This is a genomic window from Hymenobacter sediminis, from assembly GCF_003231285.1.
GTDB classification, from domain to species: Bacteria; Bacteroidota; Bacteroidia; order Cytophagales; family Hymenobacteraceae; genus Hymenobacter; species Hymenobacter sediminis.
Genome location: NZ_QKNS01000002.1, coordinates 184925 through 201419 on the forward strand (window position 1 = coordinate 184925; position 16495 = coordinate 201419).

Consider the following 16495-nt stretch of genomic DNA (forward strand, 5'->3'; position numbering starts at 1 on the left):
GCTCCACTACTTTCTTTACCACCTACACCGTTCCTAGAGTATGGAGACCCCGCTTGCACCTACTGCCACTGAAGATGAAACCTGGGAACTGCGCCTGTACGTGGCCGGCCAGACGGTAAAGTCCGTTACGGCCCTGGCTAACCTGAAATCGTATTGCGAGCAGCACCTGAAAGGGCGCTACAAGCTGGAAGTAATTGACTTGCTGGTGCATCCGCAGCTAGCGGCCGGCGACCAGATTTTGGCTATCCCGACGCTGGTGCGCAAAGTGCCCGTCCCGATACGTAAAATAATTGGCGACCTGTCGAATCAGGAGCGCGTACTGGTAGGATTAGACATCCGGCCGGCTGAGAGTAAGTAAGCCCCGCGGATGGAATCAGACGAACAAAGTGAGGGTGCAGCCCATTATGTGCTGCATCTGTATATCACCGGAGCTACTCCCAACTCTACCCGGGCGGTCCAGAACATTAAGGCTATCTGCGAACAGCATTTGAAAAGCCGCTACGAATTGCTGATCATTGACATTTATCAGCAGCCGGAGCTGGCCAAGCAAGATCAGATTATTGCAGCACCTACGCTGATTAAAAAACATCCCCTCCCGGCTCGTCGTCTGATTGGGGACCTTTCGGAACACAACAAGGTGCTACTGGCTTTGGGCCTGTCGCCACCGCCCGGTCCAGACAGCGTCCATGAGTGATAAAGAGCCACCCGGTGCCGCCGACTTACTCCGTGAAAACGAGGAACTGCGTCAGCAACTGCTAGAGGCGGAAGAGCTGATTACAGCCATCCGTACCGGAGCTGTTGATGCATTGGCGGTGCAAGGTGCTGAGGGGCCCCGCATTTTCACGCTGCAAAGTGCCGATCAGGGCTACCGCACCCTTATTGAGCAGATGAACGAGGGGGCACTGCTGCTCAGCCGAGACGCGACGGTGCTCTACGGCAATGCTTGCCTGGCCGGGCTGCTAGGACTGGTGTTGGAAGAAGTAATAGGTAGTTCTTTTCAGAGTTTCGTGCCAGCGGAATTTCTGCCGTATTGGTACAACCTCCTGGAGAAAGGGTGGGAAGGTAAAAGCCGCGGAGAAATGCCGCTGCAAACAAAGTCAGGCCTTCTGCAGCCATTCTCAGTGTCAATGAACGTGCTGGAGTTTGATGGCATGCCGGTGTTGGCCGTTATCATCACCGATCTTTCGGCTCAGCGGGAAATCAAGGACATCCGGGCACAGGTGCAGCAGCAAAACAGCCTGCTCGAGCGCCAGCAGCAGGAATTACGGCAGCAGCAGCAGGCTCAAGCGGCCATTGCGCAGGCTGCCGCTGAGGCCAACCGCATGCTGGAAGGTATTCCGCAGATTGCCTGGACGGCCGACACCCAGGGCCGGAACACGTACCTGAACCGCCAGTGGTTTTACTATACCGGTTACGATACGGCTTCCGCAACCGGCAACAACATCAAAGCACAAATTCACTCCGATGACCTGCCGATGGCTATGGCGCGCTGGCGTAACAGCCTCACAATGGGCACGGCGCTAGAGGTGGAGTGCCGGATTAAAAACCACCAGGGCCATTACCGCTGGATGCTGGGGCGGGCCCTACCCTCCCGCAATGAGCAAGGCGAAATCATTCAGTGGATTGGCACTTATACCGACATCCACGAGCACCGCCTGGCCCAGGAGCGCATTGATAGGGCCCAACGGGAACTGCGGGAAAACAACGAGCGGCTTACCCGCGTCAATGCCGACCTGGACAACTTCATCTACACTGCCTCCCACGACCTGAAGGCGCCCATCAACAACATTGAAGGGCTGCTGCATGCTCTGCTTCCTGAGCTTGATACCCCCTGCGGAGAGCATGTGGAGCTGCTGCTGAGCATGATGCAGGACTCAGTGGACCGCTTCAAGCGTACTATTGAGCACCTGACCGAAGTAACCAAGCTGCAGAAGGAAAACGATCAGCCTGTGGCTACGGTAGATCTGGCTACCCTCATCCGAGAAGTAAGCCTCGATTTGGCGCCCTTGTTCCAGGAAGCGGGTGGCGTGCTGGAGGTGACCGTAAGCAGTTGCCCTACCATCTCCTTTGCCGAAAAGAACCTGCGCAGTATCATCTATAACCTGCTCAGCAACGCCTTAAAGTATCGTTCGCCGGAGCGGCCGGTCCGCGTGCATATTCGCAGCACGAAGCTGGATAAGTACCTGCTGCTGGAGGTGCAGGATAATGGCTTGGGCCTGAAGGCGGAAAGCACCCACAAGATGTTTTCCATGTTCCAGCGGTTTCATGACCACGTGGAGGGTAGCGGAATCGGGCTATACATGGTCAAGAAGATGGTGGAAAACGCCGGCGGCCGGATCGAGGTACAAAGTCAGGTAGGGGAGGGTACCACCTTTTCTGTGTACTTCAAGCGTTAAAAAACGTAGTGTATTCGTCTATCGATAAATTTCATCCTGCTGGCTAAAGGAAGACAGCAGACCATAAAGCGAAAGGTTGTCGTTCTCGGAATAGGTAGCTAAGTGTGTTGCTGGGTTTTCGGGGTCCTGGTAGCCTGCCAGCTGCCGGAAGGCCTCGGGGTTGACTACCTGAAAGCCCATAAACCACTGCGAAAAGTTACGGCCCTGAATGGGGCCATCGGAAAGCTTGGTTACGCCAAAATGCCGCTGGTCATGCTCAATCCGCTGGAAGATGTAGTGCACTTCCTCTTGGGTTCCTTCCAGTACCTGCATGATATTGCCATTGCTGTACAGCAACAAGCCAGTGAGGCCATGCGCCTCATTCCAGGCACGCGACTGGATGAGCAGGGCTTCCAGTTCGGGCTCCGTCATGGGGGTAGTGGCAACGCTTTGATACACGAGGTGGTGAAGGGTTTGGGCTGACATAGACGGAAGAAAGAGAAAGGACAGAGAGCAGGAGCAAAGGCTAATTAAGTTTTTTATAAGGACAAGGCAATAGCTGAGTAGGCTGGTCCTTCGGGTTTGTACACTGGGTTGAGAATGGGCTACAAAGAGAGCATGAAGTGCTGAATTCTGCCGAAAATTGGCCTGAAAGCGCAATGCGGCCAGCTTATACAAGTCCGTGCTGATTGCACGCAGCCGTTTCCAAACCCGCCGCCGTTCCCTATCTTTGTCATCTTCGAAAAAACCGACCGAAACCCGCCCTTTATATGAAGTTCATCGTCTCGTCTTCCGCCCTGCTCAAGCAGCTCCAGAGCATTAATGGCGTGGTCACGAACAACCCCGTGGTGCCGATTCTGGAGAACTTTCTCTTTGAAATCGAGGACGGCAAGCTGACGATTACGGCCTCCGATCTGGAAACCAGCATGATTACCGAGCTGCCCGTGGAAGCCCGCGAAAGCGGCCGCATTGCCGCCCCGGCCCGCATCCTGCTCGATACCCTGAAAAACCTGCCCGACCAGCCCGTGACCTTCACGCTGGACGAGGAAACTTATACCATTGAAATTGCCAGCAGTAACGGCCGCTACAAGCTGGCCGGCGAAAACGCCACTGATTTTCCCCGCGTGCCGGTGGTAAAGGGTTCGGCCCCGCTGGAAATCCCGTCCTCGTCATTGTCGCGGGCTATCAACAAGACCATCTTCGCGGTAAGCACCGATGAGCTGCGTCCTGCCATGACGGGTATTCTGGTGCAGCTGGCCGACAACCAGGTAACCTTCGTGGCTACCGATGGGCACCGCCTGCTTCGCTACCGCCGCTCTGATGTGGGCGCTGGCCAGACGGCCAACATCATCATTCCGCGCAAGGCCTTTAATCTGCTGAAGGGCGCCCTACCCTCCGAGGCTACTACCGTGCGCGTGGAGTTCAACAACTCCAACGCCTTCTTTAGCTTCAACCAGATGCGCCTCGTGTGCCGTCTGATTGATGAGCGCTACCCCGATTACGAGAACGTAATTCCGGTGAGCAACCCTAACAAGCTCATCATCAGCCGCCAGGAGATTCTGAATTCGGTGAAGCGCATCAGCATCTACTCCAACAAAACCACCCACCAGGTACGCCTGCGGCTGGCCGGCTCGGAGCTGACGGTTTCGGCCGAGGACCTGGATTTCAGCAATGAAGCCAACGAAAAACTGGCATGCCAGTACGATGGCGAGGACATGGAAATCGGCTTTAACGCCAAATTCCTGACGGAAATGCTGAGTAACATCGACTCCGAAGAAATTACCCTGGAGTTGAGCACGCCTAACCGTGCCGGTTTGCTCATGCCTACTACCCCCGACGACAACGAAAGCATCCTGATGCTGGTAATGCCAGTGATGCTGAACAACTACGTTTAATCCCGGTTTGACTGAACAATCCAAGCAGTTCGTCATGCTGTGCGAAGCCTTAAAACTCGCGCAGCATGACGTTCTTTTTTAATTTTTCGCAGCATGAAAAAATCTGAAATCCGCTTCAGCATTGCCCTCGACGATCAGAAGGTACCCGAGGCCATCAGCTGGTCGGCTACCGATGCGGGTCCCGATATCCACTTTGCCAAGGCTATTAACATTGCCCTTTGGGACCGGGATGAGCGCGGCACCATGAAAATTGACCTCTGGACCAAGGAAATGCCCGTTGATGAAATGAAGCGCTTCTACGTGGACACCATGGGCGCCATGGCCGAAAGCATTGTAACCGCCACCAACGACTCCGTAATGGCTACCAAAATGCGCGACCTGTGCCGACAGCTAATGGACCACATTGAAGAAGAAGAGCGCAAACAGCGCTAATTCTTGTCGCTCCGCTCACAAAAAAGCCGCGCCCGAAATTCGGGCGCGGCTTTTTTATAAACTTGGCTTTCGGGGGAGGTTACTACTTGGTTCCGGGGGTAGGGGCCGCGGAACGAGCCGGCCCGATAGTAGTACCGTTGCTGCTGGCCGGTAGCGGATTCTGCACGGAGTTTACAAAGATGGCGTCAGCCGCTTTGTTATAGTTCATGCTGAAGGCGTTGTACGTAGGCCGCGAGCCGTAATAGTCGGTGTACTGATCGGTGCTGAGTACGGCTTGCAGCTCTTTGTCGCGCTCCTTGCACACGGCGTCGCATTGCTGCTTGATCAGCTTATCATTGCCGACGTTTTTCTGGTTGATGGCCACGATTTTGGCTTGCTTATCCTCGTTAATGGCTTGCAGGCGGTTTTTCTGGTAGCCATTCAGGCGAAGGTCGCGGGCCATTTGATCCGAGAGCTTACGGGCGTGAGCCTGCACTGGGTTGAGGCGGGCAGCAGTTTGGGTGGGTTTTTTCTGCGGGGCCTGAGCAGGCTTCTGCTGGGCATGCGCCCCAAGCGAAGCAACGAATAAGGCAGCCGCAGCGGCAAGTTTCTTTTTCATCGGAAAGGATGCTTAAGACAGGTCGAAGTCACAGAAAACCAGCGGATTCCTACTACTGCGAAACCCACCAGATGTCTGTTCTTAACGAAAAACTATGCCAGGTAGTTTAATCGGCCCGAAAAAAGCGTCCGGCCCGCCGGGTTGCTACCCTGGCTTTAGGCAGCAATCCAGCGGGCCGGACGCGGATTTCTAGAACTTGTTTTTCCACATCATCGACTCCACCGGCTTTACCGTGCGGTCGTTGTATTTGGCGTTGGCTTTGCGGTTATAGAAGGTTTCTACGTCGCCTTGCACAGCGAAGTAAATCAGCTGACCCACGGGCATTAGGTGGTACACCCGCACGGGCATGGAAACGCTGATTTCCAGGGTCCAGGTGTTGCAGAAGCCAATATCGCCTTTGCCAGCGGTAGCGTGAATATCAATGCCGAGGCGGCCTACACTGCTTTTGCCTTCCAGAAACGGCACGTGAGCGTGGCTTTCAGTGTACTCTTCGGTTACACCTAGGTACAGAGTGCCGGGCTGCAACACAAAGCCTTCCTCGGGGATTTCAAAAACGTCGATTTCGTTGTGCTTGCGGGCGTCCAGCACGGCGTCGCGGTAGGTAGCCAGGTAGCGGCCCAGGTGCACATCGTAGGAGTTGGTGCCGAGGCAGCTCCGGTCGTAGGGCTCAATAACAATGTTGCCCCGCTCAATTTCGGCGAGAATCTGCTGGTCGGTGAGGATCATGTAAAAGGGTATGAAGCGCAGAGTGGGGTAGGGAGGTAACTGTCAGAGCTGAAAAAGCCAGTAACAGACAAGCAAACCGAACTACTCACTCCAAAAGGTTACTATTCTTCATCGTCGTAGCGGTCCTCGGGGAGAGGGGCCGGGCGACGGGTGCGGGTGCGGGGCGTGGGTTGGTCCTGGTCCTCAGCAAGAGCATCGAGGCGGCTGCGCAGGTCGGGCAAGACGCTGGTAACCAGATACAGCAGCAGCAGCAGGGAGCTACCCGAGAGCAACAGATTCAGGTAGTCCATCCAGTCGTGGCGCGGGGCCGTGTCGAGGGAGCGAGGGCCCGCGTACCCCATAGCCGGCGAGGCCAGTGCCACCTCAGGCTCGGGCTGAGGGTCTTCGGCGGCTACCACATCGGGGGTAGTATTGGCGGAAGAAGCGGCGGCAGGGTCAATGTCGGCGGGCGGCACGGCGGCGCCATCGGCGGCCAGCTCTTCGGGAGCGGGGTCCTGAGAGGCGTTGAACTGAGCCGCGCCCTGTTTGATGGCCCGTTGCAGGCTACGGATAAGTGCCACCCGTTCATCGCGGGGCAGTACCCGGATAAAGAACTCGAAGTTACGGTCAACCAGAATGGAGTTCAGCTGCTTCTCAAACTCTCTCAGATCCGTACGGCCCTTGCCAAACCGGCCTTTGAACCGGTCGGAAACGCCATTGTAGTTCTGAAAAAGCTTTTTGAGGTCGTCGCGGCCCGGGAAGTTGTCGAACTCCTTACGGGCTTTCGCGGTGCGCAGAGAAACCGGATATTTGCCCCGGGCGAAGGACTTATCGTACACGGTTTCCATTGTCCGGAAGTTCAGCTCATCCACCGTGCGGTCGAAGAGGCGCTTATTAGCCGCCGCGGGCGTTTCGGCCTGTGCCAGCACCACAGCCGGCGCGGCAAGCCACAGCAGTAGAAACAGCAGCAGCAACTGACGAAATCGGGGCATAAGGCAAAGAGGATTTCCGGCAAAGGTCGGGAATTTGCTGATGTGCTGCGGAAGGAAGTACCGGGAATGGTTAAAAATCTGCGTCATCTCAGGCTACAAGTACTTATTTCCTACCCCTGATAACTTAACAAGCCCCTACCTCCGTGCTGGAAGTAAGGGCTTGTCGTGCTTCAAGGGGGTAGGGAATCGGTCAGGAAAGAGGGCGGCATTCTTACCGCGCCTTACTTACAGACCGTGGGCTTCCCGCATAGATTCGCGGCAGGCGGTGAGGTAGTGGTCCACCAAGTCGTCGGTGATGGCCGTGCTCACGAACAGGGCTTCGTACTGAGCAGGTGCCAAGTAAATGCCGCGGTGCAGCATAGCCCGGAAGTAGCGGCCAAAGGCTTCGGTATCGGAGGTTTTGGCTGACTCCAGATCGGTAACGGGCTGGCTGGTGAAGAATACGCTGAACATGGAGCCCACCTGATTCACGGTGTAGTTCAGGCCTAGCTCCTGGCAAATTTGGCGAGTGCCGTCGGCAATGCGGGTGGTAATGCGGTTGAGCTCGTCGTAGAGTTCAGGGTGCTCATTGAGGTAGGAAAGTTGAGCGATGCCAGCGGCCGTAGCAATGGGGTTGCCTGAAAGCGTGCCTGCCTGATACACTTTGCCCGCGGGAGCTACATTGTCCATAATATCCTGGCGGCCACCGTAAGCGCCCACCGGCATGCCGCCACCAATGATTTTGCCCAGGGTGGTCAGATCCGGGGTGATGCCGTAGAGCTCTTGGGCCCCACCACGCGCCAGCCGGAAGCCGGTCATCACTTCATCGAAAATAAGTACGATGCCGTGGCGGGTGCACAGCTCGCGCAAGCCCTGGAGGTAGCCCGGCTGGGGGGCTACCAGGCCCATGTTGCCCACCACCGGTTCCAGAATCAGGGCCGCTACCTGGCCTTCGTTGGCCGCAATAACTGCCTCAACAGCTGCCAAGTCATTGTAGGGTACCGTGAGCGTATCCTGAGCTACGCCCTGAGTAACACCCGGCGAATCGGGCGCGCCGAGGGTAAGGGCACCGGAACCGGCCGCAATCAGGAAAGAGTCGCCGTGGCCGTGGTAGCAGCCTTCAAACTTGATGATTTTGTCGCGGCCGGTGAAGCCCCGCGCTACCCGAATGGCCGACATCGTGGCCTCCGTGCCGGAGTTTACCAAGCGTACTTTCTCGATGCTGGGCACCATCTGCTTGATGAGCTCGGCCATTTCCACCTCGCGGCGCGTGGGGGCCCCAAACGACAAAGAGCCTTGCACGGCCTGCTGCACGGCGTCGAGCACCAACTGGGGGGCGTGGCCCAGAATCATCGGGCCCCAGGAGTTAATGAAATCGAGGTAGCGGTTGCCATCCACGTCGGTTAGCCAAGCGCCTTTAGCCGACTGCATGAATACGGGATGGCCGCCCACCGCCCGGAAAGCCCGTACCGGCGAGTTTACCCCACCCGGAATATGGTTTTTAGCCCGGGTAAACAGGGTGTCGCTGGTGGTCAGGGTCAGATCGGGAGAGGTGGTAGTGGAATTCGAAGACATAGAAAAAAGCAAACGGTAGTGAAAGCGAAGATCAAACAGCAAAGTGGCGGGCATCTCACTACGCACTACCCACTACTTATTCTTAAACTAACCTACCGGAGGCCGACTGGGTTCAGTACTTCCACTTCCAGGCGCTCTAATTTGGTGAGGGGCACGTATTGGTTGTCATGGCTGCCACCGGGGTAGCCAATGCCCTGGAACACAGCGCCGGAAACCGGGCCACCGTTTGCTAGCTGTTGCTGAAAGGCGGGCCCATACTGATGGAGTTGATTGGCGAAGTAATACAGCATCTCGAAGCCGGAATACGCAAACACCGAGGGCGGCAGGTTCTGGCGCTGGGTGTAAAGCTGCCGCACCCGGCGGGTGCCAAAGCTGGTGCGGTCCACGAACTTGGGGTGCACGAAGTACACGTCACGGGCATCCAGCTGGCCCAGGCTGATACGGTTGTTTTCCAGCCAAGAGGCGTTGGTAATAAGCGGAGTACGGGCATCCTGAGCTTTCAGGGCGGCAAGAGTGTAGGGGCCGGCTTTCTTGCCATCAGAGGCAACCACCAGATGGCCAATTGTTTTCAAATCAACTCCGGCGAAGCCCGCTGCTAAGGACTCTTCCACATCGGAGTTGATGCGACGAAGCTGCAGCACTTGGCCCCCCAGCGCCTCGTACGCCTGCTTGTATGCCTGCCCGAAGGCGGCCTCGTCCTTGGTGTCTTCGTAGAGCACCACGGCCGTGCGGGGGCCACCTAGGCGGGTGAAAGCAAACTGGGCCGCCTGCCGGGCCTGGGTTGCCGTGCTGGGCTCAAAGAGATAGTGCCAGGGGTTATCCAGCACTAGGTCGCCATCCTGGGAGAGAGGATTGACTACCACAATCTGTTTCTGTTGGGCGTAGCGGGCCAGAATCTTGCTGCCCGATTTGTACACCGGCCCAATAATCATGTCCATGCCAGCCAGTTCCGGCAGGGCCAGCACCTGCTTAAGCTGCAAGGTATCGGCGCCGGTATCATAGGCAAATAGCTGCACAGAGCGTCCCTCGCGCTGCAAGGAGTCCTGGGCCAAGCGCATGCCCGCGTACAGGTCCGTCACGAACTGGTTTTTGCGGCGGGTTTCCCAACTGGTATCATCAAACTCAAAGGGCAGAAGCACTCCAATATTATAGGTGCTCTTTTTGAGAGCCCGCGGCCGAGGGGTGTAGCGGGTGCGGTCGAGGGAGAACTGGGCAATCAGCCCGTCGAGCTGTGGCTTGTCGGCGTCGGTGTACCAGCCACCATTGGCCAGCTTATCGGCATACGTGCGCGCCAGCACGGCATCCTGTGGGTAAGACTTGAGCAGATTTTGGAAGGTAGCCTTATCCTTGACGCGCGGCAGGTAGGTAGCCTTCATGTTTTCGCGCTCCGTGGCCAGGCGATTAGGCGGCAACTGCCCCAGCACGCGCAGGGCATTATCAAAGTCGTTTTGCTCAAAGGATACCTGCCCTTGCAGGAAAAGCGCCTCGGGCAGGTTTGGCCACTGCGAGTACTCAGTGCGCAGCAGGTTGAGCATCTGCTCGGCTTCGGCCCACTTCCGGGCCCGGGTGGCGGCTACGGCGTAGAGGTAGGCCGCTTCCGGAGCCCGCTGAAACTTGCTGCCCGGTGCCGTAATGGGCTGCAGCTCCTGCATGGCCAGGTCGTAGCGGGTTTGGTCGAGCAGAGTTTTGCCGTTTTTGTAGCGCGTGGCCGGGTCCGAAGAACCCATATTGGCTGGCAGGGGCGGACCCGTGGGCTTGGGTGCGGCCGTGGCAGCCGGCTTGGAGGCGGTGGTGGGGGTAGGAGATTTTGCCGCTGGAGTAGCAGGCTTGCCGGCGGCCGGAGCAGCTGGTTTAGCGGCAGTGCCGGTGGATGGTTTGGTAGTGACTGGTGTGCCTGGCTTGGTGGCACCAGAAGTAGCTGGTTTGGTAGTAGCCGGAGCAGCCGGTTTGCTGGTAGCAGCAGGGGTAGGGGCCGGTTTTTTGGCCGGAGTTTGTTGGGCCCATGCAGGAGCCGACAGCACAACGCCACCATAGAACACGGCAGCAAGCAGGAAGGAAGAAGACCTCATAGACCGAGGAGCCAAATCAGATAGGCGGGAGGAACCACGACGCCGCAACCCTGCGACTCGCCCGGCAAAGGTACGCAGATACGCCGGGGAAGATGTGCCAGGGGCCGGAAGGCGGGAAAAGCAGGCGCTCAGCTCATTTTTAATCGAAACTTAAGCTCCATTTAATTTGGTCTTAAGTTCAGCAGTAGTAGCGCGAAGTACCTTTGCAGTGTAGAATCCGACATCAGCAAAACGGGGCTCAACTGTTCCCGGGTGGCTGATTGTTGCCCTCACATGAAAGTAATACTATCAACCACAATAGTAGCTTCCCTTCTGGCTAACAGCCTACCCGTATGAGTGCTTCGTTGCGCATAGAAGTAAACTGCAAACTGTACCTGCGCGACCCCCAGGAAACCGAGCTGGGGCGTCGGATGATAGCGGAAAGCGTCCGGCTGATTGATGAAATCGGGCTGGAGCATTTCACGTTCCGCAAGTTGGCCCAACGCATGCAGTCCACGGAGGCCTCCTTGTACCGATACTTCGAAAACAAGTATCGGCTGCTGGGCTACCTGGTGTCGTGGTACTGGGCGTGGCTGCGGTTTCAAATCCGGTTTCACACCCACAACGTACCTGCCGCAGCCCTGCGCCTGCGTCTGATTCTGGGGATTCTGACCCGCGCCCACCGCGACGACCCCACTACCACCGAGCTGGACGAGGCCGCCCTGTACCGCATTGTGGTCCGGGAGTCCTCGAAGGCCTACCTCACCCACGAAGTAGATGAGGATAACCAGGCCGGGCTGTTTCGGGAGTACAAATACCTGGTGGCCGATATAGCGGGTGTGGTGCAGGAACTGAGCCCCGCCTACGCCTACCCTCACGCCCTGATCAGTACCGTGGTGGAAGCCGCTCAGAAACAGCTCTTTTTTGCCCGGCACTTACCCTCCCTGACCGATACCTCCGCCGACGCTACCGAGCAGCGCATCTACCGTTTCCTGGAAGGCTTGCTGTTCGGGGCGCTGCACCCCCCGGAGTCCGCCTAACCCCGCTTCGGTTCCTACCTCCTCCTTGCACCTCAACCCTTTTGCATTCATGGCCGATCATTCTGAATCTACGCTTACGCCGGGCCAGCGCCTGCTGCGCCTGGTGTCTGCCGAGCGCCGCGATATTGTTTACCTCTACGTGTACGCGGCCCTGGCGGGCCTCATCAGCCTCACCCTGCCGCTGGGCGTGCAGTCAGTAATTGGCTTTGTGAGCAGCGGCGACGTGAGTACCTCGTTGGTGGTGCTCATTGGCTTTATTGTGTTTGGTACCTTCTTGGTAGGTGCCCTGCAGGTAATGCAGCTCCATCTGGTAGAGTACATTCAGCAGCGCCTGTTTGCCCGCATCAGCTTCGATTTTGCCGTGCGCCTGCCCCGGGTTCGTACTGAGTCGCTGAACGGCCAGTATTTGCCCGAGTTGGTTAACCGCCTGCTCGATACACCTACCCTGCAAAAGGGCCTCTCAACGCTGCTGGTAGAGTTTACGGCCGCAGCCATTCAAATTCTGTTTGGCCTGATTCTGCTTTCCCTGTATCACTACATCTTTATTGCCTTCGGGCTGCTGCTGATTTTTATGCTGGCCCTGATGGTGCGCTTCACCGGCCCCAACGGCCTGGAGTCCAGCCTGGAGGAGTCGAAGTACAAGTACCGGGTAGTGGCCTGGCTGGAAGACGTGGCCCGCACAGTACAAACCTTCCGGCATGCCCCGCGCCAGCAAATGGCAATTAATCGCACGGATAATCTGGTGGAAGGCTACCTGACGGCCCGCCAAAGCCACTTCCGGGTGCTGGTGACCCAGTTCTGGGGCTTTGTGGCCTTCAAAACCCTTATTACGGCGGCCCTACTGATTCTGGGCTGCTGGCTGCTGATCAGCAAGCAAATCAATATCGGCCAATTTGTGGCCGCTGAAATCGTGATTATTCTGACGATTTCGGCCGTCGAGAAAGTGCTGCTGAAGCTGGATGTGGTGTACGATGCCTTGACCTCGCTCGATAAAATCGGACACGTACTGGACCTACCCGTGCTGCCCGCTCGCCAGGGGGTAGCACTGCCCTTGTCCGATACCCGCGCGGGCTTGCGCGTGGAGGTCCGCCGCCTGTCTTACAGCTACCCTGGCAGCACCAAGCAACCTGTGCACGACGTAACTCTGACCCTAGAGCCAGGGCAGCACCTGGGCCTGGCGGGCTTCGATGGCTCGGGCAAAACCACCTTGCTGCGCATTATGGCCGGCTTGCTCGACGACTACACGGGGGTAGTGGCCTACGACGGCCTACCCCTGCAAGACATATCCAGTGAGGCTATGGGCCTGCACGTCGGCGACAATATCTCCCATCAGCATCTATTTGAGGGCACTCTGCTGCAGAACGTGACCCTCGACCAGGCCAGCATCAGCCCCGAGGATGTGGCTTGGGCCCTGGAGCTGGTAGGCCTGCGCGACAACCTTTACACCCGTTCTCAGGGCCTGAACTCGCGCATCGGCATTGGCACGCCGCTTTCTGATAGTGTGCGGCAGAAGCTGCTGCTGGCTCGCGCCCTGGTGCGCCGCCCCCGCCTGCTGCTGCTCGACACCTTTCTGCCTGGTGTGGAGCCGGCCGAGCGGCTACGCATCCTAACCCGCCTCCTCGACCCGGTGCACCCCTGGACGGTGGTAGTAGCCTCCAACGATGTGCGGGCCCTGGAACTGTGCCCCCGCCTGGCCGTGCTGCGCGAAGGCCGCCTGGTAGCCGAGGGCCCGTTTGCTACCCTTTCGCAACAGTCCGATCTGCAGGAGCTGATTTAAGCGCCGCCTCTCACTCCCCCTGACTTCTCAGCACCATTTGCTATGCCTTTTGCTGAACACCCGCTCGAAGAAACCAACCCTCACACGGCAGAATTTCGCTCGTTTAAGCACGTCCAGACGCCCAGCACCGGCCGTACTTTGGCCCGCTGGCTGGGGGGCTTGTTCGTGCTGATTTTTCTGGCCGGCTTCCTGCCCTGGACCCAGAACATTCGCTCCACGGGCCGCCTTACTACCCTGCGCCCCCAAGACCGTCCCCAAACCGTACCCAGCACCATTGCGGGCCGCATTCAGCAGTGGCGGGTGCGCGAGGGCCAGCAGGTGAAAAAGGGCGATACGCTGGTTGAAATTGCCGAAATCAAGGAAAAGTATTTTGACCCTGAGCTGCTGCAGCGCACCCGCGAGCAGTTGCAAGCCAAAATTGCGGCCCTGGAGGAAAACCGGGGCAAAACCGTAGCTCTGGGCTCTCAGCAGGAGGCCCTGCGCCAGGGCCTGAGCGTGAGCCTTGATAAGGCCCGCAACAAAGTGACCCAGACCCGGCTAAAGGTAAACAGCGACGAGGCCGAGCTGCGCGCCGCCAACAACGACTTCGACATTGCCCGCCAGCAGCTTGCCCGCCAGGAAGCTCTGTACCAGCAGGGTCTCAAGAGCCTCACGGAGCTGGAGCAGCGCCGCCTGAAGTTTCAGGAAAGCACCGCTAAGCGCCAAGCCGTAGAAAATAAGCTGGGTGCCTCCCGCCAGGAGCTAGTGAATGCCCAACTGGAGCTGTCCTCGCTGCAGGCCGAGTACCAGGACAAGCTGGCCAAGTCGGAGTCGGACCGCCGCTCCGCCGTAGCATACCAGTTCGACTCCGAGGGGCAGATTTCCAAGCTGCGCAACGAGCTGGCCAACCTCAGCATCCGCTCGGGCTACTACCACATCACAGCCCCCCAGGATGGCTATGTAGTACGGGCCTTGAAAGAAGGTCTGGGCGAAATTGTGAAAGAAGGTGAGGCCGTGGTAACGGTAATGCCCAACACGCCGGCCCTGGCTGCCGAGCTGTACGTGAAGCCCATGGACATTCCGCTGCTGAGCGTGGGCCGCAAGGTGCGCCTGCAGTTTGACGGCTGGCCCGCCCTGGTGTTCAGCGGCTGGCCCGGCACTAGCTTCGGTACGTTTGGGGGCCGCGTAGCCGTCATCGATAATATTGACTCTCAGGGGCAATACCGCATTCTGGTTACCCCCGACCCCGAGCTGGAACCCTGGCCCAAACCCCTGCGGGTAGGCTCGGGCGTGTACGGCTGGGCTCTGCTGGACGATGTACCCATTTGGTATGAGCTCTGGCGTCAGCTCAACGGCTTCCCGCCCAACTTTGTAGGGTTGCCCACTGATGGCGGCAAGGGCGGAAAAGACACCAAAAAAGCCGACAAAGGTGCCGACAGCGGCGGAGAGGAGGAAGCGAAATGAAGCATCTGCTAACACGGGTTGCCAGCCTCTATGGGGGTAGGCAGCTTAGCTTTGGGCCGATTCGGAGGGGTAGGGGCTTGCTGCTCCTGCTGCTGTGGCTGGCTGCAGCCGCTCCCCTGCAGGCCCAGCCCACCGCCCGCCCCGATTCAGGGCAGGTGTTCACCCTGGCCGACCTGCTGAACTACGTGGCCCTGCGCCACCCCGTAGCCCGACAGGCCGGGCTGCTGCCCGAGCGGGCCCTGCAGGAAGTACGCTACGCCCGAGGCCTTTTTGACCCCGCCGCCACTAGCAAGTACTACGGCAAAACCTTCAAGGGCAAGGAGTATTTTCATGACTGGGACACCCAACTCCGGATTCCGGTGTGGTATGGCCTTGATGTGAAAGCCGGCTTCGAGCGGGGGGTAGGTACTTACGTCAATCCCGAAAACTACACCTCTCCGGCCGGCCTGAGCTACATCGGGCTGTCGGTGCCGCTGGCGCAGGGGCTGCTGATTGATGAACGCCGGGCCGCCGTGCGCCAGGCCCAGGCCCTGCAGGGACTAGCCGAAGCCGAACGACGTAGCGCCCTGAACAAGCTGCTGCTGCAAGCTGCCAAAGACTATTGGGAGTGGAGCTTGAACTACCAGCGTCTGCAGCTGCTGGACCGCAATACGGGCCTGGCTAGTGTGCGTTTGCAGGCTATCCGGCAGCGGGTGCTGCTCGGCGACCTGGCCGCCATCGACTCGGTGGAGGCTCTTACAGAAGTGCAGAACCGCCAAGCTACGCTTAGCCAGGCGCGGGTGCAGTTTCGCAACGCTACCCTGCTGCTGAGCAACTACCTCTGGTCTGAGCAGCAGCAGCCGCTTGATCTGCCGCCGGCCGCCGTGCCCCAACCCTTGCCCGGCCCCACCGACTGGCGCGCTCTACCCCCCGACTCGGTGGCTATCCTGGCCCAGCAGGCACAACAGATTCACCCGGATTTGCAGAAAAGTCGCGCCAAAATCAGCCAGCTGAGCGTGGAGCGCCGACTGTTGGCCAACAAGCTTCTGCCCAAGCTCACCCTCGATTACAACCTGCTGCAAGCCGGCCAGCCCTTCAACCCGGAGAAGGCCGCCAGCTTGAGCGGTAGCTACCTCGAAAACAACTACAAGCTGGGCGTAAGCTTTGCCTACCCCTTGCTGCTGCGCCAGGAGCGGGCCAAGCTTCAGCTCAACCGCCTGAAGGCGCGCGAAGCAGAGCTCGACCTACAGCAAGATTCCCGTGAAGTACAAACTACCGTGCGCAGTGTAGCCAACGACTGGGAGGCCTTGCGCGAGCAGTTGAGCCTGCAGGAGCGGGTAGTACGCAACGCGGAAATATTGCGCAACGGAGAGCAAATCCGCTTTGAAAACGGAGAAAGCTCGGTGTTCCTGATCAACTCCCGCGAAGCTAGTCTGGTATCGGCGCGGGTAAAGCTGGCCGAGTTGCAATCCAAGTACGCTCAAACCCAGGCTACCCTGCGCTGGGCGGCTGGGGGCGTGCAGGAGTAGGAGAGAGGTTGGCTACCTAATTTCCAAGCCGTCATTCCGAGTTGGTCGAGGAATCTCGCGTGCTGATGTCTGATTACCATTACAACATCAGCACGCGAGATTCCTCAGCCAGCTCGGAATGACGGTTT

At 58.3% G+C, this 16495-nt stretch carries 15 protein-coding genes; 9 read left to right on the forward strand and 6 right to left on the reverse strand.

Annotation, left to right across the window (positions count from 1 at the left end; translation table 11 throughout):
- Positions 1–40: 40 nt before the first annotated feature.
- From DNI29_RS07365 to DNI29_RS07375, 3 genes are read left to right on the forward strand one after another with little or no spacing between them, the layout of a single operon-like run.
- On the forward strand, positions 41–358 hold the full coding sequence (locus tag DNI29_RS07365) for a circadian clock KaiB family protein (protein WP_110977455.1): 318 nt from the start codon (positions 41–43) through the stop codon (positions 356–358).
- A gap of 9 nt (positions 359–367) precedes the next feature.
- Complete coding sequence (locus DNI29_RS07370) at positions 368–694, forward strand: circadian clock KaiB family protein (RefSeq protein WP_110977456.1); 327 nt, start codon at positions 368–370, stop codon at positions 692–694.
- Complete coding sequence (locus tag DNI29_RS07375) at positions 687–2396, forward strand: PAS domain-containing sensor histidine kinase (protein WP_110977457.1); 1710 nt, start codon at positions 687–689, stop codon at positions 2394–2396. The genes DNI29_RS07370 and DNI29_RS07375 overlap by 8 nt, the downstream gene beginning before the upstream one ends.
- Positions 2397–2414: 18 nt before the next feature.
- Here DNI29_RS07375 and DNI29_RS07380 read toward each other — a convergent pair whose 3' ends face one another.
- The gene (locus DNI29_RS07380; RefSeq protein WP_110977458.1) at positions 2415–2861 is read right to left on the reverse strand and encodes a BLUF domain-containing protein; all 447 of its coding nucleotides are present in this window, start codon (positions 2859–2861) and stop codon (positions 2415–2417) included.
- Positions 2862–3145: 284 nt separating this feature from the next.
- Here DNI29_RS07380 and dnaN point away from each other — a divergent pair, with 284 nt between their 5' ends.
- Both dnaN and gldC read left to right on the forward strand, forming a co-directional pair.
- Positions 3146–4270, forward strand: a complete 1125-nt coding sequence (gene dnaN, locus DNI29_RS07385) for a DNA polymerase III subunit beta (protein WP_110977459.1) — start codon at positions 3146–3148, stop codon at positions 4268–4270.
- Between the two features lie 93 nt (positions 4271–4363).
- Positions 4364–4702, forward strand: a complete 339-nt coding sequence (gene gldC, locus DNI29_RS07390; RefSeq protein WP_110977460.1) for a gliding motility protein GldC — start codon at positions 4364–4366, stop codon at positions 4700–4702.
- 82 nt (positions 4703–4784) lie between these two features.
- On the opposite strand, the gene DNI29_RS07395 is transcribed toward gldC, so the two are convergent.
- The 5 genes from DNI29_RS07395 to DNI29_RS07415 form a co-directional block, all read right to left on the reverse strand.
- The gene (locus DNI29_RS07395; RefSeq protein WP_110977461.1) at positions 4785–5300 is read right to left on the reverse strand and encodes a DUF4890 domain-containing protein; all 516 of its coding nucleotides are present in this window, start codon (positions 5298–5300) and stop codon (positions 4785–4787) included.
- 189 nt (positions 5301–5489) lie between these two features.
- On the reverse strand, positions 5490–6026 hold the full coding sequence (gene dcd, locus DNI29_RS07400; RefSeq protein WP_110977462.1) for a dCTP deaminase: 537 nt from the start codon (positions 6024–6026) through the stop codon (positions 5490–5492).
- A gap of 101 nt (positions 6027–6127) precedes the next feature.
- Entirely contained in the window at positions 6128–6997 is an 870-nt protein-coding gene (locus DNI29_RS07405) for a hypothetical protein (protein ID WP_110977463.1), read from the reverse strand.
- 225 nt (positions 6998–7222) lie between these two features.
- Positions 7223–8551: a glutamate-1-semialdehyde 2,1-aminomutase gene (gene hemL, locus DNI29_RS07410; protein ID WP_110977464.1), complete on the reverse strand. Its 1329-nt coding sequence runs from the start codon at positions 8549–8551 to the stop codon at positions 7223–7225.
- Between the two features lie 92 nt (positions 8552–8643).
- Positions 8644–10620 (reverse strand): ABC transporter substrate-binding protein, encoded by a 1977-nt coding sequence (locus tag DNI29_RS07415; RefSeq protein ID WP_123823111.1) that lies wholly within the window; start codon positions 10618–10620, stop codon positions 8644–8646.
- A 332-nt stretch (positions 10621–10952) separates the two neighbouring features.
- Between DNI29_RS07415 and DNI29_RS07420 the strand changes: the two genes are divergently transcribed.
- The 4 genes from DNI29_RS07420 to DNI29_RS07435 are packed head-to-tail and all read left to right on the forward strand — an operon-like array spanning position 10953 to position 16367.
- A complete protein-coding gene (locus tag DNI29_RS07420) occupies positions 10953–11639 on the forward strand; it encodes a TetR/AcrR family transcriptional regulator (protein ID WP_110977466.1) in 687 nt (228 codons plus the stop codon).
- A gap of 49 nt (positions 11640–11688) precedes the next feature.
- Complete coding sequence (locus DNI29_RS07425; RefSeq protein ID WP_110977467.1) at positions 11689–13416, forward strand: peptidase domain-containing ABC transporter; 1728 nt, start codon at positions 11689–11691, stop codon at positions 13414–13416.
- Between the two features lie 42 nt (positions 13417–13458).
- The gene (locus tag DNI29_RS07430) at positions 13459–14859 is read left to right on the forward strand and encodes an HlyD family secretion protein (RefSeq protein WP_110977468.1); all 1401 of its coding nucleotides are present in this window, start codon (positions 13459–13461) and stop codon (positions 14857–14859) included.
- Positions 14856–16367 (forward strand): TolC family protein, encoded by a 1512-nt coding sequence (locus DNI29_RS07435; RefSeq protein WP_110977469.1) that lies wholly within the window; start codon positions 14856–14858, stop codon positions 16365–16367. The genes DNI29_RS07430 and DNI29_RS07435 overlap by 4 nt, the downstream gene beginning before the upstream one ends.
- Positions 16368–16495 lie beyond the last annotated feature (128 nt).